The 25,298-nt window shown below is 68.4% G+C and carries 28 protein-coding genes; 14 read left to right on the plus strand and 14 right to left on the minus strand.

Annotation, left to right across the window (positions count from 1 at the left end; translation table 11 throughout):
• Positions 1–48 precede the first annotated feature (48 nt).
• Together KMW22_RS08765 and KMW22_RS08770 are read left to right on the plus strand one after the other, a co-directional pair.
• Positions 49–213, plus strand: a complete 165-nt coding sequence (locus KMW22_RS08765) for a hypothetical protein (RefSeq protein ID WP_221089658.1) — start codon at positions 49–51, stop codon at positions 211–213.
• 75 nt (positions 214–288) lie between these two features.
• A complete protein-coding gene (locus KMW22_RS08770) occupies positions 289–657 on the plus strand; it encodes a type II toxin-antitoxin system death-on-curing family toxin (protein ID WP_328774642.1) in 369 nt (122 codons plus the stop codon).
• A 64-nt stretch (positions 658–721) separates the two neighbouring features.
• On the opposite strand, the gene KMW22_RS08775 is transcribed toward KMW22_RS08770, so the two are convergent.
• The 5 genes from KMW22_RS08775 to KMW22_RS08795 form a co-directional block, all read right to left on the minus strand.
• Positions 722–973 carry a hypothetical protein gene (locus KMW22_RS08775; RefSeq protein ID WP_221089660.1) on the minus strand — a complete coding sequence of 84 codons (252 nt, stop codon included), beginning with the start codon at positions 971–973 and terminating at the stop codon, positions 722–724.
• Complete coding sequence (locus KMW22_RS08780; RefSeq protein ID WP_221089661.1) at positions 955–1,173, minus strand: hypothetical protein; 219 nt, start codon at positions 1,171–1,173, stop codon at positions 955–957. The genes KMW22_RS08775 and KMW22_RS08780 overlap by 19 nt, the downstream gene beginning before the upstream one ends.
• The gene (locus tag KMW22_RS08785; protein ID WP_221089662.1) at positions 1,170–1,400 is read right to left on the minus strand and encodes a hypothetical protein; all 231 of its coding nucleotides are present in this window, start codon (positions 1,398–1,400) and stop codon (positions 1,170–1,172) included. Before KMW22_RS08785 ends, KMW22_RS08780 begins: the two co-directional genes overlap by 4 nt.
• Positions 1,401–1,735: 335 nt before the next feature.
• A complete protein-coding gene (locus tag KMW22_RS08790; RefSeq protein ID WP_221089663.1) occupies positions 1,736–2,008 on the minus strand; it encodes a hypothetical protein in 273 nt (90 codons plus the stop codon).
• 29 nt (positions 2,009–2,037) lie between these two features.
• Positions 2,038–2,232, minus strand: a complete 195-nt coding sequence (locus KMW22_RS08795; RefSeq protein WP_221089664.1) for a hypothetical protein — start codon at positions 2,230–2,232, stop codon at positions 2,038–2,040.
• A gap of 1,048 nt (positions 2,233–3,280) precedes the next feature.
• On the opposite strand from KMW22_RS08795, the gene KMW22_RS08800 reads away from it, so the two are divergent.
• Genes KMW22_RS08800 through KMW22_RS08810 form a run of 3 tightly spaced genes read left to right on the plus strand, consistent with a single transcriptional unit; the run spans position 3,281 to position 5,333 of the window.
• Positions 3,281–3,673, plus strand: a complete 393-nt coding sequence (locus KMW22_RS08800) for a nuclear transport factor 2 family protein (protein WP_221089665.1) — start codon at positions 3,281–3,283, stop codon at positions 3,671–3,673.
• Positions 3,674–3,705: 32 nt separating this feature from the next.
• Positions 3,706–4,416: a 23S rRNA (guanosine(2251)-2'-O)-methyltransferase RlmB gene (gene rlmB / locus KMW22_RS08805; RefSeq protein ID WP_221089666.1), complete on the plus strand. Its 711-nt coding sequence runs from the start codon at positions 3,706–3,708 to the stop codon at positions 4,414–4,416.
• A complete protein-coding gene (locus tag KMW22_RS08810) occupies positions 4,413–5,333 on the plus strand; it encodes an aldose 1-epimerase (RefSeq protein WP_221089667.1) in 921 nt (306 codons plus the stop codon). Before rlmB ends, KMW22_RS08810 begins: the two co-directional genes overlap by 4 nt.
• Positions 5,334–5,485: 152 nt before the next feature.
• Here the strand turns inward: KMW22_RS08810 and KMW22_RS08815 are convergent, their stop codons facing one another.
• Positions 5,486–5,710: a hypothetical protein gene (locus KMW22_RS08815; RefSeq protein ID WP_221089668.1), complete on the minus strand. Its 225-nt coding sequence runs from the start codon at positions 5,708–5,710 to the stop codon at positions 5,486–5,488.
• Positions 5,711–5,827: 117 nt separating this feature from the next.
• Positions 5,828–6,898 (minus strand): S1C family serine protease, encoded by a 1,071-nt coding sequence (locus KMW22_RS08820; protein ID WP_221089669.1) that lies wholly within the window; start codon positions 6,896–6,898, stop codon positions 5,828–5,830.
• Between the two features lie 98 nt (positions 6,899–6,996).
• Here KMW22_RS08820 and KMW22_RS08825 point away from each other — a divergent pair, with 98 nt between their 5' ends.
• Together KMW22_RS08825 and KMW22_RS08830 are read left to right on the plus strand one after the other, a co-directional pair.
• Positions 6,997–7,494, plus strand: coding sequence for an EVE domain-containing protein (locus tag KMW22_RS08825; protein ID WP_221089670.1), 498 nt, complete (start codon positions 6,997–6,999; stop codon positions 7,492–7,494).
• A gap of 245 nt (positions 7,495–7,739) precedes the next feature.
• Entirely contained in the window at positions 7,740–8,423 is a 684-nt protein-coding gene (locus KMW22_RS08830) for a PIG-L deacetylase family protein (RefSeq protein ID WP_221089671.1), read from the plus strand.
• A 75-nt stretch (positions 8,424–8,498) separates the two neighbouring features.
• On the opposite strand, the gene KMW22_RS08835 is transcribed toward KMW22_RS08830, so the two are convergent.
• The gene (locus KMW22_RS08835; RefSeq protein WP_221089672.1) at positions 8,499–8,801 is read right to left on the minus strand and encodes a hypothetical protein; all 303 of its coding nucleotides are present in this window, start codon (positions 8,799–8,801) and stop codon (positions 8,499–8,501) included.
• Between the two features lie 100 nt (positions 8,802–8,901).
• Between KMW22_RS08835 and KMW22_RS08840 the strand changes: the two genes are divergently transcribed.
• Complete coding sequence (locus tag KMW22_RS08840) at positions 8,902–10,797, plus strand: putative bifunctional diguanylate cyclase/phosphodiesterase (protein ID WP_221089673.1); 1,896 nt, start codon at positions 8,902–8,904, stop codon at positions 10,795–10,797.
• Positions 10,798–10,929: 132 nt separating this feature from the next.
• Here KMW22_RS08840 and KMW22_RS08845 read toward each other — a convergent pair whose 3' ends face one another.
• Both KMW22_RS08845 and KMW22_RS08850 read right to left on the minus strand, forming a co-directional pair.
• On the minus strand, positions 10,930–12,039 hold the full coding sequence (locus KMW22_RS08845) for a M20 family metallopeptidase (RefSeq protein WP_221089674.1): 1,110 nt from the start codon (positions 12,037–12,039) through the stop codon (positions 10,930–10,932).
• A gap of 69 nt (positions 12,040–12,108) precedes the next feature.
• Complete coding sequence (locus KMW22_RS08850; protein WP_221089675.1) at positions 12,109–12,300, minus strand: hypothetical protein; 192 nt, start codon at positions 12,298–12,300, stop codon at positions 12,109–12,111.
• 556 nt (positions 12,301–12,856) lie between these two features.
• Here KMW22_RS08850 and KMW22_RS08855 point away from each other — a divergent pair.
• Positions 12,857–14,854, plus strand: a complete 1,998-nt coding sequence (locus tag KMW22_RS08855; protein WP_221089676.1) for a S9 family peptidase — start codon at positions 12,857–12,859, stop codon at positions 14,852–14,854.
• A gap of 451 nt (positions 14,855–15,305) precedes the next feature.
• Here the strand turns inward: KMW22_RS08855 and KMW22_RS08860 are convergent, their stop codons facing one another.
• Positions 15,306–16,460 carry a glycosyltransferase family 4 protein gene (locus KMW22_RS08860; RefSeq protein ID WP_221089677.1) on the minus strand — a complete coding sequence of 385 codons (1,155 nt, stop codon included), beginning with the start codon at positions 16,458–16,460 and terminating at the stop codon, positions 15,306–15,308.
• Between the two features lie 59 nt (positions 16,461–16,519).
• Here KMW22_RS08860 and hisA point away from each other — a divergent pair, with 59 nt between their 5' ends.
• Complete coding sequence (gene hisA, locus KMW22_RS08865; RefSeq protein WP_221089678.1) at positions 16,520–17,242, plus strand: 1-(5-phosphoribosyl)-5-[(5-phosphoribosylamino)methylideneamino]imidazole-4-carboxamide isomerase; 723 nt, start codon at positions 16,520–16,522, stop codon at positions 17,240–17,242.
• A 142-nt stretch (positions 17,243–17,384) separates the two neighbouring features.
• Here the strand turns inward: hisA and KMW22_RS08870 are convergent, their stop codons facing one another.
• From KMW22_RS08870 to KMW22_RS08880, 3 genes are all read right to left on the minus strand, one after another.
• On the minus strand, positions 17,385–18,146 hold the full coding sequence (locus tag KMW22_RS08870) for an ABC transporter permease (protein ID WP_221089742.1): 762 nt from the start codon (positions 18,144–18,146) through the stop codon (positions 17,385–17,387).
• A gap of 35 nt (positions 18,147–18,181) precedes the next feature.
• Positions 18,182–18,952, minus strand: coding sequence for a molybdate ABC transporter substrate-binding protein (gene modA / locus KMW22_RS08875; RefSeq protein WP_221089679.1), 771 nt, complete (start codon positions 18,950–18,952; stop codon positions 18,182–18,184).
• Positions 18,953–19,267: 315 nt separating this feature from the next.
• A complete protein-coding gene (locus tag KMW22_RS08880; protein ID WP_221089680.1) occupies positions 19,268–20,437 on the minus strand; it encodes a YihY/virulence factor BrkB family protein in 1,170 nt (389 codons plus the stop codon).
• A gap of 185 nt (positions 20,438–20,622) precedes the next feature.
• On the opposite strand from KMW22_RS08880, the gene KMW22_RS08885 reads away from it, so the two are divergent.
• From KMW22_RS08885 to KMW22_RS19650, 4 genes are all read left to right on the plus strand, one after another.
• A complete protein-coding gene (locus tag KMW22_RS08885; protein ID WP_221089681.1) occupies positions 20,623–21,045 on the plus strand; it encodes a thioesterase family protein in 423 nt (140 codons plus the stop codon).
• A gap of 860 nt (positions 21,046–21,905) precedes the next feature.
• Positions 21,906–23,639 (plus strand): NAD-dependent malic enzyme, encoded by a 1,734-nt coding sequence (locus KMW22_RS08890; RefSeq protein WP_221089682.1) that lies wholly within the window; start codon positions 21,906–21,908, stop codon positions 23,637–23,639.
• Between the two features lie 214 nt (positions 23,640–23,853).
• A complete protein-coding gene (locus tag KMW22_RS08895; protein WP_221089683.1) occupies positions 23,854–24,294 on the plus strand; it encodes a hypothetical protein in 441 nt (146 codons plus the stop codon).
• A gap of 18 nt (positions 24,295–24,312) precedes the next feature.
• On the plus strand, positions 24,313–25,092 hold the full coding sequence (locus tag KMW22_RS19650; protein WP_221089684.1) for a M15 family metallopeptidase: 780 nt from the start codon (positions 24,313–24,315) through the stop codon (positions 25,090–25,092).
• Positions 25,093–25,298: the final 206 nt, after the last annotated feature.

Raw genomic sequence — 25,298 nt, forward strand, 5'->3', positions numbered from 1 at the left:
CAGGAAGCGGCTTCCGTGCTCTGGGCGGAACCGGCAAAAGGGGAAAGCATGACCAATTACCATACGCCTGATGAGCCACTGCCTGCCTTCCAGACCCTCAAGGAAGCGCAGCCCATGGCCCGGACAGAGGCAACGGACGCGGACGTAGAGACGTGGGTCATGGAACAACTTCAGGCCGACAAAAGAATTCTTGATCTGCTCGCCACGCTCTAAGCCATGTCGCTTCCAGGGCGCTATTTTTACCGTTACCAGGGCTAGGACTATCCATCTGCGGCGTTTGTCCACCTCGTGCACGACAGCATTCTCAGGGTGTCCCCAGGCCGCTCCGGGGTGGCGCACCCGGGCGTGATTCAAAGCGCGACGGCCAAAGCCACGGACAGCGCGTTTGCCGAGGACGCTTACGCCACCCTCTTCACGAAAGTCGCCGCTATTGGCTACACCCTGGCCCATGACCATGGGTTCAGTGACGGCAACAAACGCACGGCGCTTCAGGTCATGCTGCTGACACTGAAACGCAATGGGCTGCAGGCCAGCCCCAGCGAGCGGGAGGCCGCCACCAACACCATGATGGTGGCGATGGGCCGGCTGGACGTGGCCGGGCTGCGGGTAGCCCTGATGCTCTGGTGCGGGATTGACCCGGCCGATGCCGAAGCCTGACCAGTGAACGGGGAGGCGTGGCTGCGCGGCCTATGTCTCCTCTTTCACTGGACGAGAAGCGGTCTCAGCCTCTGATAGGTCTCCCCTTCCAGAGCCTCACGGCGCCCCAGGCGGCCAGCCCGGCGCCCAACGCTGCCCCCAGGGCCACCACGCCAGTACGGGCGGGGTCTGTGCCGTACGCAGGCCCGTAGATCGTCCAGGCCAGGGCATACAGCGCAAACAGCAACAGCCCCAGCGCGCACAGGCCCAGGAGAACGGCCAGCACGCGCCGCACGGCTTTCGTCCGCCGGTCAGGGGCTACCTCATTGCGGCCCATAACACCCCCGAGCCGATCAGCGCCAGCACGCCCCCCACGGTCAGCATCCAGCGCGCCCAGGGGACCCGGCGAACGAGGAACGCCACGAACAGCAGCGCGCACGCCAGGGCGAAGACTTCCCACGGGAAGGCCGGGCCATAAGACACGATCACGTCCAGGCGTGAAGTGTAGTCGGTGGGCACGGTGGGCGGGCCACTCATGACTTTGTTTCCCGCATCAACATGACTGCTCCCCAAGTGCTTAAAAGAACACCGAGTCCGCAGAGGGCAACACGCTGCACTGCACGGCCCAATTCTTTTTCACTGTTGCTGTAGTACGCCATGGTCAGCACCGCGTCCAGAGAGAAATAGACCGTCCCCAGAAAGAGGCAGACTGCCCCGAAGATCAGCAGCGTCGCAGCAAGAGGCTTCACGCCGACTTTGCTCATTCCTTGGCCTGCAAGGCGGCGCGCACCCGAAGGGCCGCCCGCACAATCACCCGCACAGGCCACGGCAGAGGCGGGCCGGAGAAGGTGGGGCCGAGCCTCACAGCCGCTTCGGTCCCTGGCAGGCTTCAACCCCTTAAAGGCTTGCCCCCTTGGCCGGGTCTGTCGCGCCCCTGGTTCCACCGCATCAGGCCCACGCCCGCCACGGTCAATGCGCCCCCTGGCACAACGCCACCAAACGGGGCAGACGTGTGGCCCTGGAGTGCAAGGTCAAGCCCGGCCCACAGCAATAGACCCAGCCCGGCCAGCAGCATTAAGGCCCCCAGGACGCGCACGGCCTACTTTCTCCCTTTGCCGGGCTTCCAGGTTGCGGCGCTCAGCAGCACGGCGGCCCCCACACTGGCCACCCCCACCCCGACGCCCGCGCTGGGCATGGCAAAGGCCAGGGCCAGGAACGCCGCCCCCAGGAAGACCACAACAGACCGGCGGTCCGTTCCCCGAGAGCGCCGGTACGCCACCGCGCCCAGCACGAAGGCCAACACCGCCGCGCCCACGCGCCACACTTCCGGGGCCAGGGGCGGCAGGGTCACGGCCAGGACCGCACCCACCATGACGCCCACCCCCAGCAGGCGATAGACGGTTATGGCCGGCCGCCCCTGCCGCCGGTCCTGCGCCTGTGCCAGCGGGCCAGCAGTTCCACTGTGCCTACAGCGAACAGAAAGGCCCCCCCGGCTGCCGCCCAGACAGGCAACTGCAGGGCTTCGAGGACATAGCGTGCCGGCAGATACAGCACCAGGAACACAGCGAAGCGCCCCAGGAAGAGCAGCGCCTTCACGCAGGCCACCCAGCCTGAGGCTGTCGACTCCGCAACGCGGCTCGGCCCAGTGCCAGCGCACATGGCAGGGCCAGGGCAACAATCACCAATGCTGTCCAAAAGACCGAGTCTCCCTCGCGTATGCTCAGCGCCGCGTACACCAGGCCAAGCAACGTCATAGCGATGCAAAGCCCGCAAAACAGCCATAAAGAGGCAATCCCCAGCCACCAAAAGACGGTTTCCACGATCCTGTCGCTGAGTTTCTGCCAGATCAGAAGGGCGGCCAGGAGCAGACCTGCGGCGAGAACCCCTTGCCTGGCACTCCCCTGTTGTATGGCGCCCATTAAAGAGGTCATGCCAAGACCTAAACACCCTCCGGCGAGCGTAGCCTTCATGCCCACGTACCCACCGGTCTGCCCATTTCCACCTTCAGGTGCAGACCTGGCCCTGCGAGGCTGGCGGCTCATAGGGTCAAGCCCTTTCGATCCCTACCCCTGCCACCGTTAAGGGGGCAAGGCAAGCTCTGGCAAGTCTGGTCCAGTGCGCTGGCAAGGTCGGCCCGACGCCCGCGCCTTTTGTTGGGACGGGCCTGCACGTTCGCCCGCACGTGATCAGTCATGCAGGCATCTTGACACTTCGCACCTATGCACAGCCGCCTGCATTCAACATCAGACTCTGCCGACTCTCCTTGAGCCGCCAGCAACGCTCCTCCCACCAGGTTTCCGCGTGGATGCAGGGGAGTGTGGCCTACGCGGCCAGCTGCCACACACGTGACCTTCTGCGTGGCATCAATGAAAGCTGAAGCTCCGCACAGGGCTGGAGCTTTGTGCTCGCCGCCTAAAGAGGCCCCTAGGCCTGGCCGCCATCTGCGCCAAATTCGTGGCCTCTGGCGAAACGGATTCTTTCTCTTGTAAAGCCTCCTGTCATTCGTTGGCGCCTGGTCTGTCTCTTCAACCCCTCCGCTGCCCACACGCCCACTTGGCGGTTCCACGCTCTTGCCCTTCATTCCTTCTTCAGCCCGTAGCCGCGCCTACGCTCTGGGTGGGCAGGGGGTGGTGTGCTGGGGCCCATGACGTACGCCCCGGACGGCAGCACCACCCAACGCTTTATGGCCGCGCTTCAGACCGCCGAGAACACCCGGCAGTTGGACGACCTGCTGGCCCTACACGCCCCAGAGGTCACGCTGCGTAACCTGAGCGCGCACAGCTGGCAGGGCCTGGACGGCGCGCGCGAGTTCTGGCAGACCTACCTCGACAACTTCGCGCAGGTACACAGTGAATTCTCCCGCAGCCACGAGGAAGGCGGCCTGGGCGTGATGGAGTGGGAAACCACCGGGCAACTGGCTGGCGGGCGTGACGTGGCTTACCGGGGCGTGAGCCTGATTGACGTGCAGGACGGCCGCGTGACGGCCTTCCGCACCTACTACGACAGCGCGGCGTTCGTGGCCCCGGCAGCGGAATAGTCCATGCCCCCGCGCCGGGTACACTGCCTGACATGTTGCTGTACGGGCGGAATCCGGTGCTAGAGGCGCTTCGCGAGGGGCGCGTGAGTGAGGTCCTGGTCGCGCGGGGCGTGGAAGAGGCGCTGGTGGCGCAGCTCAAGGCCACGGGGGTCCGGCTGCGCTTTGCGCCGCGCATTGAACTGGACCAGCTGGCGGGCACCACCGCCCACCAGGGCCTGCTGGCCGAAGTCGAGGACCTGGCGTGGGGCAGCGTGGACGACATTCTGGACCTGGCCGAGCAGCGCGGCGAGGACCTGCTGATCGTACTGCTGGACGGCATTACCGATCCGCGCAACTTTGGCGCGATCATCCGCAGCGCCGAGGTGCTGGGTGCGCACGGCGTGGTGGTGGAAGAGCGCCGCAGCGCGCCCCTTTCGCCGGTGGTCGCCAAGACCGCCGCCGGGGCCACCAGTTACCTGCCCGTGGCCCAGACGAAGAACCTGCCCCGCCTGATTGACGCCCTGAAAAAAGAGGGGGTGTGGGTCTATGGCGCGGCCGGCGAGGCCGCCCAGGACGTGCGCCAGCTGGATTTCAGCGGCAAGGTGGCCCTGGTGATCGGGGCTGAGGGCGAGGGCATGCGACGCCTGGTGCGCGAAAAATGCGACGCCCTGGTGAGCATTCCGGTGCGCGGGCGGGTGCAGAGCCTGAACGCCTCGGTGGCGGCCGGCATTCTGCTGTTTGAAATCACCCGGGGCCGCGCGTGACCGCCGGACCCGGGCCAGTGCACACCCTGCGCAGCGAGCACTTGACGCTGGAGGTGCTGCCGGGCCTGGGCGCCAGCGTGCTGAACCTGCGCGCGGCGGCCGGGGTGCCCGTGCTGCGCGCAGTAGACCCCGGCACCGTGCAGACCAGCAGCCAGTGCGCCAGCTTTCTGCTGTTGCCCTACAGCAACCGCATCCGCGACGCCCGCTTTTCGTTCGGGGGCCAGGAGGTGCAGCTGCGGCCCACCACCAAAAATGGGCTGGCCCAGCACGGCGACGTGCGCAACCGGCCCTGGCGGGTGGCCGAAGCCAGCGCCTCGCACCTGCGCGCCACCTTTGATAGCCGCGACTTTGCCGACGTGAACTGGCCCTGGGCCTTTACCGCTGCCGTGGACTACCGCCTGCACGGCCCGCACCTCGACACCACCGTCAGCCTTGTGAATGCCGACACCCGGCCCATGCCGGCCGGACTAGGCCTGCACCCGTACTTTGCCCGGCAGGCGGGTGCCGGGGGCGTAGACCCCACGCTGGATGTGGACGCCGAACTGCTCTACGACACCGATGAACGCCAGTTGCCCCTGGGGGCCGCGCGGCCGGTCACCCCGGCCGAGGACTTCCGCCGTCCCGTGCCCGTGGGTGAGCGCCAGATTGACGCCACCTACACCGCCTGGAATGGCGTGGCGCGGCTGGATTGGGGCCGCCGGGCCCTGACCATCACCGCCGACAACGTGTATTCGCACCTCGTGGTGTTCACGGCGCCGGACGGCAGCCTGGCCTTAGAGCCGGTCTCGCACGCCACCGACGCCCTCAATCTGGCCCCGCGCGGCGTGGACGGCACCGACCTGCGCGTACTGAGCCCGGGGCAGACCCTGGCCGGCACCGTGCGTTTCACGCTAGAGGGCGACTGGTCGGGCGAGTAAAGGGTGGTCCCGCAAGGTGGGGAGAGGGTTGGCGCTCGCCAGAAGGGCCGCGTCTGAGGGGGGGTGTTGAAGGTGACTCCCACTCCCGCTGGCCCCAAAGAAGCCCCCGCGCCTCCAGGTGAGGAGAGGCGGGGGCTTTCCCTTCCCTCCCTTCAGCTGGCGGTGGCCAGCAGCACGCCGTGGTCGTCGCGCAGTTCGAACAGGTGACGCTGGTCGCGGGTCTGTAACCAGCGCAGGGCGTCAAGCAGATCGTCGGTTTCGCGCACCACCTCAGGCGGCTGGGTCTCATGGCCCCGCCACACAATGCGGTAGGCACGGCGGGGAGCCGGGGGCTGCCAGCGTTCCCCCTCGTCTTCACGAACAAAGGCTCTGGACATCCCTTTAATCTGCACCCGGCCGGTGAAACCAGGATGGGCGGCGGCTGAACGTCAGAGCAGAACCCGGAGGGCTTAAGGGGCCGTTGTTGAGCCCCCGGGTGGAACGGGCAGCCGCTGTCAGGGCAGGTCCGGCACGGTGGCGCGCGGCACCAGGGTCATGCGGGCCTCGCGGGTTTCTTCACCCCGCAGGTAGGTCAAGACCACCGTTTCGCCAATCTTCAGGCGCCGAATGGCGTTAATGACGGCGTTGGCGTCACGGGTGCGTTCGCCGTTCACCCGCACGATCACGTCGCCCAGACTCACCAGATTCTGCTCGCGGTCCCGCACACTGCCGCGCAAACCGGCGCGCTCGGCGGGGCTGCGGCGGGCCACTGCGTCCACCACGCCGCCCGGCGGGTCGGTCAGGCCGCTGTGCAGGGCGTCGAAGAACAGACCCACCACCGGTACGTCGCGTTTCTCGCCGCCCCGCAGGGCAGCGATCAGCTCGTTGCCTTCCACCACCGGCACCGCGTAACTGCGCCGTGTCTGCCCGCTGCCGTCCACGCTGATGTAGCTCACCACGCCAATCGCCTGCCCGTTACCGTCCAGAATGGGGCCGCCGCTGTCGCCGGGGGCCAGGGGCGCGGTCATCTCCAGGGTGCCCCCCGGAAAATCGGCGCGGGCCGAGGCCGCGTTCAAGCGCAGCAGCTGGCCCCGGCGCGGCTGCAGGAAATCGCCGCCGCTGTTGCCAATGGCCAGCACCGTCTCGCCCACGCGCGGCGCCCGGGTGGCCAGCTTCAGGAAGGGAAAGCCCTCGCCGCCGCGCACCGTCAGCAGCGCCACATCGTTGTTGGCATCGAAGGCGGTCACCCGCGCCGGGTAGGACTCGCCCGACAGGGTGCGCACCTGAAACAGCCGCCCCCCGCTGACCACGTGGTAGGCCGTGAGCACCTGCCCGCTCGCGCTGATAAAAAAGCCGGTGCCAATGCCGGCGTTGCGGGTATCGGGGTTCACGCTTTCCACACGCACGGTGGCGGGGCGGCTGCGCTCGAACAGCGCCTGCGTCTGGGCCGGCAGCGCGCGCGGCGGGGCCGGCAGGGTCCCCTGCGTCACCGGGGCGGGCGGCGCGAAGGGCAGATTGGCGTCTGGCAGCAGGTAGGCGGCCAGCGCCAGCAGCAGCAGAACCGGAAGCCAAGGCGAGGCGCGCACGCGGGCAGTGTAGTGCGCGGGCTGGGGGGCTACGGTAGCGAAAGGCACGGGGGCCGCGCCACGCGCCGGTCTGCCCCTGACCCTCTACCCTGGGGGCCATGCGTTTCTGGCTGCTGAAATCGGAACCCGAGGTCTTTGGCTACCCGGACCTTGAACGGGCCGGGCGCGAGCCCTGGAACGGGGTGCGCAATTATCAGGCCCGCAACTTCCTGCGCGAGATGGCCGCCGGCGACCTGTGCCTCTTTTACCACTCGGCAACCATGCCGCCGGGGGTGGCAGGCGTGGCGCGGGTGGTGCGCGCGGCCTACCCGGACAACCTGCAGTTTGACCCCCAGAGCCCCTACCTGGACCCCAAAGCCACCCCGGAAGCCCCGCGCTGGAGCATGGTTGATGTGGCCCCGGTCCAGGCCCTGGCGCGGCTGGTCACACTGGATGACCTGCGGGGCCTGTCCACCTGGGCGGATTCGCCGCTGCTGGCACGTGGATCACGCCTGAGCGTGCTGCCGGTCAGCCCCGAGCAGTTTGAGGCGGCGCTACAGGCCGCCGACACGGCGCTGGCCCATTTGCCTGGACCACCCCCCCCGCCGGCCCTTTGACGCGCTTTTCCAGGGGCAGTACAGTTGGGCGTTTACTCACAATTCGTCTGATGTTGATGGATATTTCACGGCAGAGCTGGAGGCCGTCACATTAACGTCAGATAAAGAAAGGGAGGATGCCCTATGGAATTGCTGCTGGCTTTCATGGTCATTGTGGTGTCATTACTTCTGGCGGCGTGGCAGGGTGGCCCCAGTCGCTCGCCCCGCTCCAAGCGCTAGGCGGCGCGCGCCGTATCCTGGGCGGCATGAGCCCTGGCCTGAAACTCCTCTTGATCGTGCCGCACCCCGACGACGAGGTGTACGGCGCCGCTGGCACCCTGATGACGCATCTGGCGGCCGACGAGCCGTGCGGTCTGGTGACCCTGACCCGGGGCGAGGCCGGGCGCACCCTGGGCCTGTGCGACTCACCCGAAGCCCTGGCCCGCATGCGCGAAGTGGAACTGGCCGCCTGCCTGGACGTGATTGGCCTGACGCGCCACCCGGGCAGCGTTTTTGAGCACCACCACTTTCCCGACAAGTATCTGCAGGACCAGCCCTTTGCGCCGCTGGTGGACACGGCGCGCGAGGCCATGATCCGCCTGCGCCCCGAAATCGTGCTGACCTTTCCCCCCAACGGCAGCAACGGCCACCCCGACCACGTGACCACACACCGCGCCGTCAAGGCCGCCTGGGACGCGCTGCCACCCCAGGAACGCCCCCAGCTGTGGTACTACGCCAGCGACGTACCGCCCGAGCACGAAGCCCTGCGCGCCGAGTGGCTCCCGCCGAATGTGCGCCACGATGTCAGCGCGCACGTGACCCGCAAGCTGCAGGCCATCGCCTGCCACCGCACCCAGGCCCTGAGCACCGTGGACTTTATTCGTAAGTTCCCCCAGCGCATCACGGAAGAGACCTTCCACGCCGTGGGCCTGGGGGAAACCGGGGCCTAAACGCTGGCCAGAGGGAGCAACTCCCCCTTCAGGTAAAGCCGCGTTGTCAGAGCACTGACAGAGCCCCTCCCCCCGCTACGCTTCGGGGTCCGGCCACTCGCTCACCGGGATAAAGGTCAGGCCCTCGCCCTCGGTGGCGGTCACGCGGTAAGCGCGGTCAAAGCGCACCAGCAGTTCGCCCCGGTCTAGGTGGCGGGGCGAAACAATGGGCTTGCGGAAGAAAAAGGTGCCGTCTTCCTCGGCGGCGATGTGCGCGCCCTTGGTAAACCGCACCTCCACTTCCTCGCCGTGGGGTTGCGTGCGCACCCGCACGCGGAACACCTGGGGGCTGTCGGTTTTAACATAGGGGTTGGGAGGGCGGCGGCGCAGGCGGAACATGGGGTGATTGTGCGGGCCGCGCCGCACCCGGCACAAGGGCGGCGCGGCCCGCACGGCCGCGTATGGAAACTGTAGGGCGCGGGTGGATAGGCTGCGGGGCATGGAACCGGAGGGCACGCCGATCACGCACGAGTTGCAGCGGGCGTGGCGGCGCATGCTGCTGCTGGGCCTGCCGGTGGTGCAGCTGTCGGTGGTGGCGGCAATGGTGTTTGCCCGCCCCGACCCCTGGGACACCTTCTACGACCCGCCGCTGTACCTCGCCATGTCGGCGCTGCTGGTGGGCTGCTGGCTGGCGGTCGCGCGGTCGTGGGGGTCCATTCGCCAGATCACCCTGATCGTCACGGCGGGCAGCGGCCTCTTTCTGAGCGTCAAGCTGCTGCTGCTGGGCTTCGTGCTGCGCGACCCCTACGCCCGGGTGCTGGAGGTGCTCGAAACCCTGGTGTGGCTGCCCACCGTGATCACGTGGACCATGCTGACCGATCTGGCGCGGGAAGTGCGGCGGGTCCTGGGGGCGCTCCTGTGGGCGGTGGGTGCCTGCAGCCTGATCATCGTGCTGTGGCCGGTGGCGCAGGGGGAGGGCATCCCGGTGGATCTGGCGCGGGCGCTGCTGCAGATCAACCTGTCGGCGGCGGTCAGCCTGTACGGGGCATCTTTTTTTATGCAGCGCAACGACGCCCTGGGGCGGCTGCACGGCGAGCAGCGGGTCTTGCAGCAGCTGGTGTACACCGACCTGCTGACGGGCCTGCCCGGGCGCGTGCGCCTGCACGAGCATCTGGAGCGGCTGGCCGCCCAGCAGACCCCCTTTGCGGTGCTGTTTGTGGACGTGGACGCCTTCAAGGTGATCAACGACACCCTGGGCCACGCAGCCGGCGACGACCTGCTGCGCGGACTGGCGGGCGAACTGCAGCGCCTGGCGGGGCCAGCGGCGCAGGTGTACCGCCTCAGCGGCGACGAGTTCGTGGTGCTGCTGCCCGACACCCGCGAGCCCGAAGCCCACGCGCTGGCCCAGCACCTGCTGCAGGCGCCGCTGGAACCCAGCCGCCGCGTGGGGGTAGACGCCACGGTCAGCATTGGCCTGAGCCTGTATCCCGACGACGCCCAGCACCCCACCGACCTGCTGCGGCACGCCGACAGCGCCATGTACGCGGTCAAGCGTGCCGGGCGGCGGCAGGTGCGGCGCTACCACCCGCAGCAGGACGCCGCCACCGAACGCTTTCAGGTGCTGGCCCGCGACCTGGGCCACGCCCTGGCCCGCTCTGAACTGTCCCTGCGCTTTCAGCCCATCTACCGCCTGCGCGACCGGCGCCTGGTCAAGGCCGAGGCGCTGCTGCGCTGGACTCACCCCCAGCTGGGCCCGGTGCCCCCGGGCGAGTTCATTCCGGTGGCCGAACGGGTGGGCCTGATCATGCCGGTGGGGGCCTGGGTGCTGCGCGAAGCCTGCCGGGCGGCGCGCGGCTGGCCGGGCGTGCGGGTCAGCGTGAATGTGAGCCCGGTGCAACTGCTGCAGGGCGATTTCGTGGCGACGGTGCGTGAGGCCCTGGACCACACGGGGCTGCAGGCCCGGCGCCTGGAACTGGAACTCACCGAAACCGCCGTGCTGTACGAGGACGACCGGGTGGCGCGCACCCTGCAGGACCTGCGCGAGCTGGGCGTGCGCATCAGCATTGACGACTTTGGGTCCGGGTATTCCAATCTGGCGCGGCTGCGCGTCATGCCCATCACCGGGGTCAAGCTGGACCGCTCGATCACCGCCGGGCTGTCGGACCACGAGACGGGCGGCTTTGCCCACGCCCTCACGCGGGCCGCCCTGGACATCGCCGGGCACATGCGCGCCGAACTGACCGCCGAGGGCATTGAAACCCAGGCCCAGCTGGAGGTGCTGCGCACCCTGGGCTGCCCGCTGGGCCAGGGCCACGGCCTCTGCCCGCCGGTCACCCCTGCTGAACTGGACGCCCTGCTGGCCGCACCCCAGCCCGAAGTCCCGTCTGGTTCCTGAGGGAAGGCCGCGTAGGGTGAGGCAAACAACGGCGCTCGGCTTCAGAGAGGCGGCGTCACCCGGGCCCCTCCTGCCACCAACCAAAGATTGCTGGCTCAACAGCTGGCCCAGCCAGAGACCACTCCCCCTCTCCTACACTTCGCGCAGCAGGCGGGTCAGAAGTCGCACGTGATCGGGCCAGCGGTCCAGGCGCACGTGTTCGTGGGCGGCGTGGGCCCCGTCGCCGGGGGCGCCCAGGCCGTCCAGGGTGGGAATGATGGGCGCTGTAAAGTTGCCGTCGCTGCCGCCGCCCACCACCGCGTGGGGCAGGTCAAAGCCCAGGTCATGGGCCACGGCGCGGGCCTGCTCGTACAGGGCCAGGGTGCCGGGGCCCTGCTCGAAGGGCGGGCGGTTCAGGCCGCCCGACACGGCCACCTGCACGCGGGGGTCGCTGGGGCGCCACGCGCGCACGGCGGCGTCCAGGCGCTCGGCTTCGGCCAGGGTGCTCACGCGCAGGTCCACCTGTAAGGTGCAGTCGGCGGGAATCACGTTCACGGCGCTGCCGCCCGCAATCAGGCCGACGCTGACGGTGGTGCCGGCCGCCGGGCGGGCCAGAGCCTGCAGGGCCAGCACCGCCTCGGCCGCCGCTGTAATGGCGCTGGCGCCTTCCTCGGGCTTGTTGCCCGCGTGGCTGGCCACCCCGGTGAAGGTCAGCGTAAACGAGCCTGTGCCCTTGCGCCCGGTTTTCAGGGCGTGGGTGTCGGCCACCGGGGGCTCCACCACCAGCGCGGCGCGGCTCTGGTGGGCAGCGGCCTCAATATGGGCGCGGCTGGTTTCGCTGCCGGTCTCCTCGTCCGGTGAGAGCAGCACCGTGATGCCGCCGCGCGGCCACGCCCCGCCCAGGGCCCGCAGCGCGTGAAACAGGCCCACGATGCCCGCTTTCATGTCGTAGGTGCCGGGGCCGTACAGGCGCTCGCCGTCCACCCGCAGGGGCATGGCCGCCAGGGTGCCGTGGGGCCAGACCGTGTCGGCGTGGGTCAGAACCAGCAGGGGGGGCCGGGTGCCGTCCACCCCAAAGTGAAAGACACGGGTGCCGCCGCCCAGGGCGTGGGTCTGGGCGCCCAGGTCGCGCGCCCAGCCTTCCACCACGTTCATCACATGCGCCACCGCCAGCGGGTCGCTGGATGGCGATTCGATCTCCACGAGCTGGCGCAGATCGGCCTGCAGGGCCAGAGGGTCTATATCGGGGGCGTGCGGGGTCATAGCGGCATGCTAGCGCGCGGCAAAAGGCGCCCCGGGTGAAGGGACGCCTGAAGAGAACAGTGGCGGCACTCAGCTGAGCAGGGCCACCTGCTGCGGATCGACCTTGAGTTTGGCACTGCCCTTGAGGTACAGGTCGTGCAGGGCTTGCTTGCCAAACAGGCGGGCGAGGCGGGTGCTGGTCATTTCAACGGTACGGCCGGCAAACTTTAGACGAACAACATCAAAGGTGCCGGGAACCCAGGTGCAGGACAGCTCTTGCATGGCAGACCTCCAGAGGGACGATGAAGAGGAGTAAAAACCAGGGACGTCGGCGGACAGTCAGGGTGCGGCGCACACCGACAGAAGAGGAGAGACAGACCGGATTGGGCCGGTACAGTCAGAGTAAAGTAAGGTTCTTTGGAAATAGAGAGACTCGTTCCACTCCGCCTTGAGCGAGTCATCATGAATGGGAATTTTTCCCGTTTGGAAGCGCTTCTATAGGGTGCGGGGCCACAGAGTGAGGGGCGTAGGAGAGATGGATGCTGAAGGCCTCTGGGAGTGAAGGCAGAAGGCAAAGGGCATGGCCTCACCTTGTCCATTGCGGGATGACACCCCACCAAGCCTATTGAAGAAAGGTCCATCATCAAAGTGGCGAGCAGAGATCACGGGCCCGGGCTGGATTCTCGGCGCCTGCCACAGGTCCTGGGGACGCCCTTCAGCCGCCGACAGCTGCGTTTCGCTGACCCTCCACCCATTTCTGGACGCCGCCACGCCCCTGCCCGCCCAGGCCGGACAGGCGACTCGGCCCAGGCGGGCGCGGTGTGCTTGACTGGGGGCCATGACGCAACCAAAGGCGGCCCAGCCCGGCCCAGAGACCCTGCTGAGCCTCTCGTTTCCCTCGGATCCCCAAATCAGCCCGGACGGCCAGCGCGCCGCCTTTGTGCTGACGCGGGTGGAAGAAGACGACCCCCGCAAGCCCGACGCCGCCTTTGCCAAGCCGCGCTACAAGGGTCAGATCTGGCTTGCAGACGCGGCAGGCACCCGCGCGCTGACACACGGCGAGGGCCGCGACGGCTCGCCGCGCTGGTCGCCAGACGGCCAGACGCTGGCGTTTACCCGCAAGGCGGGCGAGGGCGGCGCGCAACTGTACCTGCTGCCGCTCTCGGGCGGGGAGGCGCGGCGCATGACGCACTTCCGGGGCGGCGTGCAGGACCTGCAGTGGAGCCCAGGCGGCACCCACCTCGCCTTCCTGAGCACCGCTGACGACGAGGACAAGCGCGACGAGCGCGGCGAGGCCCGGATCATCACCAAGCCGCGCTACCGCTTTAACGGCCGCGACTGGCTGCCCGAACGCCCCGCGCGCCTGTTTGTGCTGCACGTGGAGAGCGGCGAGGTGCGCGAGTGGTACGCCCCCGAGGTGGAAATCAGCGGCGTGACGTGGCTGCCCGGCGGTGAGGGCGTGCTGTTCGTGGCCCCCCAGAGCGAGCGCCACGGCGCCCAGTGGCAGGACGAGGTGTGGCAGCTGGACCTGAACGCGGCCGTGCCCCGGCAGGTGACCGCGTGGAATTCGGCGGTGCAGGCGGTGGTGCCGCACCCGGACGGCCAGCGGTTCGTGCTGGTGGGCCGCCCCGAAGGCCAGGGCAACACCGAACACGCCCACCTGTACCTGCTGCCCCTGCAGGGCGGCGCGGCCCCGCAGCGCCTGGACGCCGGGCACGATGCCCCGGTGGGCAACCTCGTGGGCGGCGACTGCCACGTGGGCGCCATGCCCGCCAAGCCCACGTGGCTGGACGAGCGCACGCTGCTCTTTTCCTCGACGGTGCGCGGCAGTTGCGGGCTGTTCACCGCCACCGTGGACGGCGAGGTGCGCCCCCACGACCACGACCCGCACACCGTGATCGCGGCCTTTACCGCCCGGGGCGGCGGCGTGGCCCTGATCCGCGAGCGCGCCGACCGCTTTCCCGAGGTGGAAGTGAACGGCGTGGCGGTGACCGATCTGCACGCAGCCCTGCCTTTCCCGGTGCTCTCCCCCACCCGCGTGACCTTCCCCACCGAACTGGGCGAGGGCGAAGGCTGGGTGCTGCGCCCGGCGGGCGAGGGGCCCTTTCCCGCGCTGCTGAACATTCACGGCGGGCCCCACACCGATTACGGCCACGCCTTCATGCACGAATTCCAGCTGATGGCCGCGCGGGGCTACGGCGTGTGCTACAGCAACCCGCGCGGCAGCGTGGGCTACGGGCAGGCCTGGGTAGACGCCATTCACGGCCGCTGGGGCAGCGTGGACATGGACGACCTGCTGGCCTTTTTTGACCGCTGCCTGGAGGGTGACTCCACCCTGGACCGCACCCGGACGGCCGTGATGGGCGGCAGTTACGGCGGTTACATGACGAACTGGATTACGGCGCACACCCCCCGCTTCCAGGCGGCCATCACCGACCGCTCCATCTGCAACCTGATCTCGTTCGGGGGCACCAGCGACATTGGCCTGCGCTTCTGGGACGACGAACTGGGCCTGAACTTCCACCGCCGCGCCGACGCCCTGAAGCTGTGGGACCTGAGCCCGCTGCAGTACGTAGAGAATGTCCAGACCCCCACCCTGATCGTGCATTCGGTGCTGGACCACCGCTGCCCGGTGGAGCAGGCCGAGCAGTGGTACGCCGCCCTGACCCTGCACGGCGTGCCGGTGCGCTTTGTACGCTTTCCCGGCGAGGACCACGAACTGAGCCGCTCTGGCCGCCCCGACCGGCGACTGGTGCGCCTGAACGAGTATCTGGAATGGCTGGACCAGTGGCTGAAGGTCGAAAAGACAGCGCCAGAAGTGGTGGGGGCCAGCTGAACAGGCTGAGCTGACCGTGGTTGTTGGGTCGTTCTACTTGGGACGTTTCTGGCTCAGATGAAGTTTTTCCGTTTGCCCTCTCCCCCCAGCCTCTCCGGGTCTGGGGGGAATTTTCTGCTGTGGCCCGGCAAACGTTTCTGCCGGCGTTCGCTGAGCTTTTCCAGCACGGCACGCGCCCGACCTTGACGCCGTCCTTTGCCCTTGCCTAGTGGTCTGTGTGCTTCGCCCCAAAAGCAGGTGCGCTTCCGTTGACGCACCAAGATGAGCGAGGAGCTGCCCCCAAGCGGGTGGCGCCATGTTCGGCGGCCTCGTCTGGACCTGGGTGCTCATGGGGCCCTGGCATCCTGATGTGGACCAGAGCCTCGCCTTGTCACAACGGAACGGCGAGGGCGTCAAAGCCACTTAGCCGTTCGCGCGCCCCACATCCTGCTTCCCCAGCTGTTCCCACACCCTACAACCCACGTCCCACACCCTTCTTCACCACGCGCTCGTACACCGCTTCCAGCGCCTGTGCCCGCACCGGCAGGTCGTAGCGGGCGGCGCTGGTCCGGGCGCCGCGCTGCAGCGCCGGCAGGCGCGCCGGGGCCAGGGTGTCCAGCAGCCCGCCTGCCAGGGCCTCGGGGGTGGGCTCGCGCACGGTGCCGTTTTCGCCCTCGGTGATCAGGTCCAGGGCCGCCGGGCTGCGCGCCGCCACCAGCGGGGTCCCCGAAGCCAGGGCCTCGATCATGCTCATGGGCAGCACCTCGCTGGTGCTGGCGGTGAGAAACGCGTCGGCGGCGGCCAGAGCTTCGGGCACGCGGGCGTAGGGAATGGGGCCTGTAAAGGTCACGCCCTCGGGGGCCAGGGCCTGCAGGGCCGCGCGGCTGGGGCCGTCGCCCACCACCAGCAGGCGCAGTTCGGGGCGGCTGGCGCGGGCCTGATCGAAGGCGCGCAGCATGACTTCCAGGTTCTTTTCCGGCGCCAGCCGCCCCAGCGACACCACCAGCGGCGTCTCCGGGCCCACATGAAACTGCGCGCGAAAGGCGGCGCCCTCGGCGGCCCGGAAGGCGGCGAGGTCCACCGGGTTGGGAAACAGCTCCACAGGGCCCCCGTAGCCGTAGGCGCGCAGCATGTCCACCATCGCCTGCCCGGGGGCCAGCACCGCCGAGACCCGCCGCGCAAAGGCGCTGACGTGTGGGCGCAGGACCGCGCGGCCCACCCGCTCGGGCATGGGGGCGTAGTGCAGGTACTGGTCGTACTGGGTGTGGGCGGTGTACACCACCGGCGCCCCAGACAGCCGCGCCCACTTCATGGCCAGTCCCCCCGCAAGGAAAGGGTGCATGGTGTGCAGCACGTCCAGGTCGCGCAGGGGCAGCCGCGCGGTCAGCAGCGGGCCTGGGGCCAGCATCACCGGGTAGTCGGCCGGAGCGCCCAGGGCGCGCGCGCCCGCAAACGAGGAATTCAGGCGGTAAACGCCCTCCTCGGGCCCCGTCACCTGGGGGTGGCGCGGCGCGAAGAGGCGCACGTCGTGGCCGCGTTCGCGCAGGCCCCGCGCAAACAGGGCGGTACTGGTGGCCACCCCGTTGCGGGACGGCAGATAGGTTGCTGTGACAATCCCCACGCGCACGGGGGCAGTGTAGCCCTCACGGGCCCCCCCTGCGAGCCGGGGCCCGTATCCTGGGCCCCATGAGTGCCCCCTCGCCCCTCCTCATTCCCTGCGTGGATATTCAATCGGGCCGCGCCGTGCGCCTCTACGAAGGCGACCCGGACCGCGAAACGGTCTATTTCGAGTCGCCTCTGGCCGCCGCGAAACACTGGGTGTCGCTGGGCGCCAGCCTCGTGCACCTTGTGGACCTGGACGCCGCCACCGGGCGCGGCGAGAACCGCGCGGTGATTCACCAGATCACGCAGGACCTGGGCGTGCCTGTGGAGGTGGGCGGCGGCATCCGCACCCGCGAAGCCGCCGAGGCGCTGCTGGAAGCCGGGGTGGACCGGGTGGTGATCGGCACGGCCGCCGTGAAGCAGCCGGAACTGGTGCGCGAGCTGATCGCCGCCCACGGCCCGGCGCGCGTGGTGGTCAGCCTGGACGCCCGGGGCTTAGAGGTCGCCACCCACGGCTGGGCCCAGGGCAGCGGCGTGGGCGTGGGCGAACTGACGCCGGTGCTGTCGGCGGCCGGCCTGCAAACCCTGATTTTTACCGATGTGACCCGCGACGGCACCCTGCGCGGCCTGGACCGCGAGCTGATGCGGCAGGTGCGCGCCCTGTGGACCAGCACCCTGATCGTGGGCGGCGGCGTGGCGAACCTGGACGACGTGGCGCTGCTGCAGGAAGAAGGCATTGAGGGCGCCATTGTGGGCCGGGCCATCTACGAGGGCACGCTGCCCTATCCGCTGCCCGCGCAGGGCTAAGCCGGCACTCAGGTGAGCCGAAGGCGAGGGGGAGCGGCCTCGCAGAGTGAAGACGGAACGTACGGGGCTCCGGCGATGGAAAAGTATCCTTTCGCTCTTCCCAAATAGGCTTTGGCCTCGGAGGAGTCCCGTATAACTTCCCTCAGCGCTGGCGCAGGCCAGCGGCCATGCGGACCAGCAGCAGCAGGGCAAAGGCCACCACCACCATCACCGCCGAGAGCACCAGCGCCGGCCCCAGGTCCGATTCCAGCGCGGCGTAGATGGCGAGGGTGATGGAGCGGGTTTTGCCCGGCAGCGACCCAGCGAACAGGATGGTGGCGCCAAATTCGCCCAGGGCCCGCGCCCAGGTGAGAATCAGGCCCTCCAGCAGAAAGGGCAACGCCAGCGGCCACGTGATCAGGCGAAACACCGCCCAGCGCCCGGCGCCGTCGGTGCGGGCGGCGGCTTCCACGTCTGGGTCCACGGCGGCAAAGCCCGCGCGGGCGGCGCGCAGGTAAAACGGCGCCGAAACGAACAGCTGTGCCAGCACCACCGCCGCCGGTGAGAACGCCACGCTGACGCCCGCCAGTTCCAGCGGCGGCCCCAGCCAGCCCTGGCGCCCAAACACCAGCAGCAGCCCCACCCCCGCCACCACGGGCGGCAGCACGATGGGCAGGTCCAGCAGCGTTTCCAGCGCCGCCTTGCCGGGAAAGTGAAATCGGGCCAGTGCCCAGGCCACCGGGGTCACCAGCACCACGGTCAGGGCCACCGCGCAGCCGGTGGTCAGCAGGCTCACGCGCAGGGCGTCCTGCACGGCGGGGCTCTGCAGGGTGGGCCAGAAGGCGGGGCCCAGTCCGCGCGCCAGCAGCGCCAGTACCGGCAGCAGCAAAAAGGCCACCAGCAGCCCCCCCAGCGCCGCTGGCAGCAGGGGCAAGCTCTCCTGCGCGCGCCGCACGCGGCCTACGGGGTGGGGCGCGGCGCCGGCCGAAAGCCCCAGCGCCGCAGAATCGTTTGCCCCTCGGCCGACAGCACAAAAGCCACGAAGGCCTGCGCGGCCTGGGGGTTCGCGCTGCCCTTCACCACGCCCAGGGGGTAGCTGGCGTTCTGGTTAAACCGCGTGGGCAGGGCGATAAGGCGCACCCTGGCTTTCAGGGCGGGCGTGACATCGGTCTGGTAAACCACGGCGGCGTCGGCCTCGCCCAGGCCCACCTTCAGCGCCACCTGCCGCACGTTGGGTTCCTCGCTGACCACATTCTTCAGCACCCGGGCCGAAAAGTCCTTGCCGTAGGTGCCCGCCTTCTCCACGGCTGTTAGCATGCGCCGGGTGTAGTCGCCGGCCGGCACCGCGCGGTCGGCAATCACCAGTTTCACGCCGGGGCGCGCCAGATCGGCCAGGGTGGTCACGGCGCGGCTGCTCTGCGGGGCAATGATGGCCAGCCGGTTACTGACAAAAAGCGTCCCCGGGTTCAGCAGGCCCGCGCGCACCAGAGGCTCAAACTGCGCGCTGTTGGCGCTGGCGTACACGTCGGCCCGGGCGCCCTGTTCCAGCTGGGTGCGCAGCACCTGCGAGCCCGCGAACTGAAAGGTCGTCCGGTGCCCGGTGCGGGTGTCAAAGGCCCGGCCCAGCTCCGTAAAGGCGTCGGTGAGCGAGGCGGCGGCGAACACCGTGAGGTTCGCCGCCTGGGCCGAACCCGCCAGCAGCAGGCCCAGCAAGAGCAGGGGACGCTTCATGCGCCCTGTGATAGCAGATGGCCGCGCCGGGCAGGTCAGACCGGGTTTGTCGGTCCCCCTCGCCACGAAGGGGGCGGACCGTACTCAAGTGAAGAAAGAAAGCCCTGCGCACAACATGGTCGGAGCCGGCTGGCTGCCCGCTGCGGCGCCGCTCTACGAGTCCAGTGCAAGAGGGGTCGCCGGGAAAGTTGATGCTGTCCGCCCCCTTGGTCAGCCCGCAAGCGGCTGGTCAAATGCATACACCGGAGCCCACTTCTTCCTCTGCTCATTCCGGGCGAAAAGAACTGGCTGGTTACCCCTCGCCGCACGTCCGTTTCAGCGTCGGCGCCCGCCGGTCAAGCCCAGCAGACGCAGCACGATCACGGCTGGTACCGCCAGCAGGGCCAGCAGGGCGTTGCCCAGCGCCGCGCGCACGGTGGGCAGCACCCGCCCCTCTTCCCGCCGGGGCACCTGCGGCAACACGCGGGGGAGCGCGGGCACCCTCACGCCCAGCACCCGGCCCCGGGCGTCGCGCACCGGGCCGTCGGCGCCGGCTTTGGCAGTGCGCTCCTGCTCGCTCTCGGCCGGGTCAATGTCCACGCCCTGGGCGGCCAGGGCTTCTTTCTTGGCGGTGTTGGCCGCGCCGCCCGCGTGGGTGCCGAATTTCTGCGAGTACACCCAGGTCACTTCTGCCCCAAAGAAAAAGATCATGGCCGAGTAGTAGATCCACAGCAGCAGCAGCACCAGCGAGGCCGCGCCCGCAAACACGCTGCCCGGCGCCGCCTGCCCCAGATACAGGCCAATGCCCAGCTGCCCCAGGGTGAACAGCGCCGACGTGAACAGGCCCCCCACCCAGACCTCGCGCCACTCCAGCTTCACGTCGGGCAGCACCTTGTAGATGCCGGCGAACACCGGGGCCAGACACAGCGTGGAGAGCAGCACCGTGCCCAGGCGCACGAACAAGGCGCCGGCGCCAATGGTGTCGCCCAGGTGCTGCGCAATGGCCGAGAGGTAGGTGTTCAGGCCCAGGAAAATAATCAGGATCAGCCCAATCGCCAGGATCATCAGGAAAGACTTCACCCGCGTCCACAGCACATGCACGATGCCCCGGGGCGGCGCGGGATCAGCGCCCCACATGGTGTTCAGGGCGTCCTGCAGCTGCACGAACAGCCCGGTGGCCCCCATGAACAGGGTCACGCCCGCCACCACCGAGGCGACCACGCTGCTTTTTTGCAGGGTGTCGGGCTTGATCAGGCCGCGCAGAAACTCAGCGGCATCGGCCCCCAGGTTCTGGGTCACCACGCCGCTGGCTCCAAACAGCTGGTCCAGAAACCCCTCGTTGGTCAGAAAGCGGCTGGCCACGATCACGGCGATGAGCAGCAGCGGCGCCAGGCTGAACATGGCGTAGTAGGCGATGGCCGCCGCCAGCCGGGGGGCCTTGTCCTGCCCGAAGGCCAAAAAGGCCTCGCGCAGCAGGGTGAACAGATCGGCGGGCGAGAGCCTCATGCCGGGCAGTGTAAGGGGCCCCCCAGCCGCCCTCCGTGACAGCAGGTTAAGGCTCTGCCCATGCAGCTGGCCTCCCCCCACGCTGTTCCCTGGGCCCAGACCTGAACCTTGGGCGAACAGCGCCATCCGAACGGGCTGGCCCCACAGTTGGTGGAGCAGCCGGCATCCGTATTAGCCTACGCACCATGCGCGCCATTCCCGCCGGCTTTACCCAGACCCTCACCGTCACCGTGACCGACGACATGACCGTGGACTTTGGCGAACTGGGCCGCGTGCACCCGGTGTACGCGACCTACTGGATGGCCAAGCACTTTGAAGAAGCGGGCCGCAAGATCATCCTGCCGTTTTTAGAAGACGGCGAGGGCGGCATTGGCATGCAGGTGGACGTAACACACACCGCTTCGGCGCTGCCCGGCATGACGGTCACCGTGACCGCCACCTTTGAGCGGCAGGAAGGGCGGCGCATCTACGCCTCTATGGTCGCCGTGAACGAACTGGGCGACGACATTGGCCGGGGCGGCAGTATCCAGGCCGTGCTGCCCCAAAGCCGAATTGATGAGGGCTTTGAAGGGCTGCGGGCCCGCTGGGCGGCGCATCAGGGGCGTTGATGGTGAATGGTTCACGGGTGATGGATGATGGACGGGGCAGGCCTGCCCAGCTTGAGCGAAGAGTCTTGCACCCAGCTTGAAGACGCCGTGACCACAGCCCTGGCCCGGTCGCCTTTTGCCGAACGGCGGGGGCTCTGGTGTGATGACGTGGCGCTTGAACCGCCCGCCACGGGGCCTGGCCGGCACCTGTTCGAGCACAGCGGCGAACGGTTGGGAACCGCGCGGATCGGCCAGGGTAAGACCGGGATGGGGGGCCCTGTACGGGCTGACGGTCCGGTTCAGTCCTCGCGCCCAGCAGGCGTCTTTGCGGGGCGAACCGCTCAGCCCCTTTCTCCCGGGGCCGGGGGCGGAGCCCTGACTGTACCTTCATGCGCCCACAGGGCAGCTGGTGCTTCAGCTGTTGTGATACGGACTGCCGTCCATTTCCATCACATCTAGAAAAGAACTGGATGTTCCCCGCCTTTGGCGCTGTTCCAGCCCAATGCCCGGAAATCCGTCTTTTCAATGGTGCAGACAGTTTTCAAGCGTGGCGAGTGGCCCACGGCAGAAACGTCGTCTGGGACGCTTGACTCGCCTATCCCCCTTCCCGACCTCTGCTTCGCCGCTCTGCGAGTCCCCCACGAGGGGGGAGGGGGAAAACACCGTGTCTATCAGGGCGTCCTCTGTAGAACGCTGAAACTGTCCGCACCATTGATGAATCCAGGTGGCCCAGCCGCGTTTTTGTTTTCGTTCACGCCGTGAACAGGAGCGCGGCGCCCCGGCCTGGCGCTATGCCTTCCCCCCCGCGCCTTCTCCCTGTGCCTTCTGTTCATGGCCCCCCCTGAACCCGGTTCAACCGGGGCCCGCTATGCTGGAACGCCATGCCGAAGTCTCCGCCCGTTTCCCGGTATTACGACGTCAAACGCGACCCTGACGGCCAGCGTTACATCGAGGTTCAGGTCACGGGGCTGGCCCTGCTGCAAAATCCGCTGCTGAACAAGACCACGGCCTTTACCCGCCAGGAGCGCCGGGCGCTGGAACTCGAGGGGCTGATTCCGCCCCACACCAGCACCTTTGCCGAGCAGAAGGAACGCACCTACCTGCGCTATCTCAAGTGCAGCTCGGACCTGGAAAAACACGAGTACCTGCGCGCGCTGCAGGACCGCAACGAGGTGCTGTTCTACGCGATTCTGGAAGACCACCTCGAAGAGATGCTGCCCATCATCTACACCCCCACGGTGGGCGAGGCGGTGCGCAACTATTCCAGCAACTACCGGTACCCGCGCGGCTTCACGGTCAGCACCGAGGACATTGACCATGTGGAGGACATGCTGGAAAACGTGACGGTCAACGACGTGCGCATGATCGTGGCGACCGATTCCAGCGCGATCCTGGGCATTGGCGACCAGGGCTTTGGCGGCATGGCGATCAGCATTGGCAAGCTCTCGCTGTACACGGCGGCGGGCGGCGTGGGCCCGGACAAGACCCTGCCCGTGGAGCTGGATGTGGGCACCAACCGCCAGGACCTGATTGACGATCCCCTCTACTTGGGCGTGCACCACCCCCGCCTGACGGGTGCGGCCTACGATGAGTTTCTGGACGCCTTTGTGGAGGCCGTGTCGCAGCGTTACCCCAAGGCGATTATCCAGTGGGAGGATTTCAGCCGGGGCACCGCCTTCCGGGTGCTGGAGCGCTACCGGCGCGTCATTCCGTCCTTTAACGACGACATTCAGGGCACCGGGGCCATGGCGCTGGCCGGGCTGCTGGGGGCGGCGCGCATCAAGGGCGAGCGCCTCGCGGATCAGGTGTTCGTGGTGGTGGGCGCGGGCGCGGCCGGCATTGGCGTGGCCATGGCCATTCGCCAGGGGCTGCAGGCCCAGGGCCTGAGTTTCGAGGAAGCGGGGGCGCGCGTGTACGTGGTGGACCGCCACGGCCTGCTGATGCACGGCCAGCCGGACCTGGAACCCCAGCAGCTGAGCTTTGTGCGCAGCCGCGAGGAGGTGGCGCACTGGCACTTTGAGGGCGAGTACCCGTCCATGCACGACGTGATCGTGAACGCCCAGGCCACCGCCCTGCTGGGCTTTACCGGCGTGCCGGGCCTGTTCAAGCAGGAGAGCATTCAGGCGATGCTGGCGCACACGCCCCGGCCCATCGTCTTTCCCCTCAGCAACCCCAGCAGCCATGTGGAAGCCCGCCCCGCCGACCTGATTCACTGGACAGAGGGCGGCGCCATCATCGCCTCGGGCAGCCCCTTCCCCGATGTGGAGTACGAGGGCCAGCGCTACCCGGTGGGCCAGGGCAACAACGCCTTTATCTTCCCAGGGCTGGGCTTTGGGGCCGTGGCCAGCCGCGCGCGCGAGATCACCGACAACATGGTGATGGAAGCCGCGCGCACCCTGGCCGAGTTCACCGAGCGCTACGGCGAGCGCGTGTATCCGCCCATTGCCGACCTGCGCGAACTGAGCATTCGCGTGGCCGTGAACGTGGCCCTGCAGGCCATCCGCGACGGCGTGTGCGCCGAGCGCCGCATCCGGAACATGACCCCGGAAGAGTTAGAGGCCGTGATCCGTGACCGGGCGTGGCAGCCGCGTTACCTGCCGCTGAGAAGGGCGTAAGAGTGGATGGGGGATGGGTGATGGGAAAAGAGGGCAGGCGAATAAGGCGCCCTCTAACCGATTATTGCGGCTTTGCATCGCGGATAAACCGGGTGTGCGGTTGCCCTGAACCTGATGACCTGTCATACATTTAACGAACGTCTGCGCGGCTCTTCCCAAAGGTTTCCCTGGCTGGAAGCCTCTGGACCGCACAGACCCTACCCCCGGAGGCTCCATGACCCATGCCCGCATCCTGACGTTCACCCTCTCGGCGCTGCTTCTGGGCAGTGTCAGCCAGGGGCAGCGCCTTCAGCTACCCGCCCAGCCGGCCGCGTCGCAGGCCAAGCTGCTGTTTTCCTATGTGGCGTTCCTGTCCACGGACGACCATTTCAATTCCAGCGGCACCCGGCTGCAGAGCGTGGCGGCCATCATCCAGCAGGACCGCGCGAACTACCACACCCTCAAACTGGACGCCTGCGACGGCGCCGAGCGGTATTTTTCCAGCAAGGCCAACCGCGCCGCCCTGAGCACCATGGTGGCCCGCGCCACGGTGCCCGCCAGCCTGAAAAACCGCATCCTGAACGCCACGCCCGTGGTGCGGGTGTCGGTGTACCGGGGCACGGCGGCCGATTATGTCACCCTGGCCGAGCTGCCCTCGTCCACCTGTGGCCGTTAGGCGCACACGCTTCGCGGCGTGCTAAGGGTTGGGCTCTGGCTGGCCCTGCTGCTGGCCTCCCCGGCGTCTGCCCTGACCACGCAGGAACGGGCGCAGGTCGCGGCCCTGATTCGGGCGTACCCCGCGTTTCTCAGCCGGGTGGAAGGCGACACGCTGATCTGGCGGGACGGCACCCGCATGCCCCTGACCCACAGCCGCGCGGCCACCTACGTGGACCTGTTGAACGCACCGGGTCTGCTGGACCAGTTGGCCACCCGCTACCCGGCCTGTGCCCCGCTGCGGCCCCCGGCGTGGAACGTGGACCCCGGGCGCGTGCGCTTTGAACCGTTCTTCCGCAAGATGTACGGCGCCTCGGCCGCCGAGGTGGCCGGCCACCTGACCGACGTGAACTGGTTCGGCCAGCGACTGCGCGTGACGCAGGTGAACGGCGCAGCCCGCAGCCTCGCCGCCGTGGCGGCCGAACTGGCCGGGCGGCCCCAGGTCCGGCCCTTCGTGACCCCCAGTGCGGGCACCTTCAACTGGCGCACGATTGCTGGCACGCCCCGCCTGAGCGTGCACGCCTTCGGCGCGGCCATAGACCTGAACGTGGAGCGCTCGGCGTACTGGGCCTGGGGCGGCTACCGCGAGGGCCAGCGCGGCATTCCCTACCGCAACGCCTTTCCCCTGGCGCTGGTGCAGGTCTTCGAGCGCCACGGCTGGATCTGGGGTGGCCGCTGGTACCACCACGACACCATGCACTTCGAATACCGCCCCGAATTGACTGGACCCGAAGCCTGTGCAGCAGCGTCCAAGGGTTAGACGCTGCCGAAATGGTGATAGCACCGCTCTTTTCCTCTTCCCCCTTTCCCCTCCTCCCTTAACCCAACCTGCCTCACTGCGCCCCCTTCCCCCGGCCCTCTACACTGGGGCAGTGAAGCGGCGAGTGGTTGAAAATCAGCGGTTAAGCGCCCATAGTCCTGGCCTCCTGTCTTTCCCACATCCCACAACCCACTCCCCACGCCCCG

This window comes from Deinococcus aquaedulcis (genome assembly GCF_019693445.1).
In the GTDB taxonomy this organism is placed as follows: domain Bacteria; phylum Deinococcota; class Deinococci; order Deinococcales; family Deinococcaceae; genus Deinococcus; species Deinococcus aquaedulcis.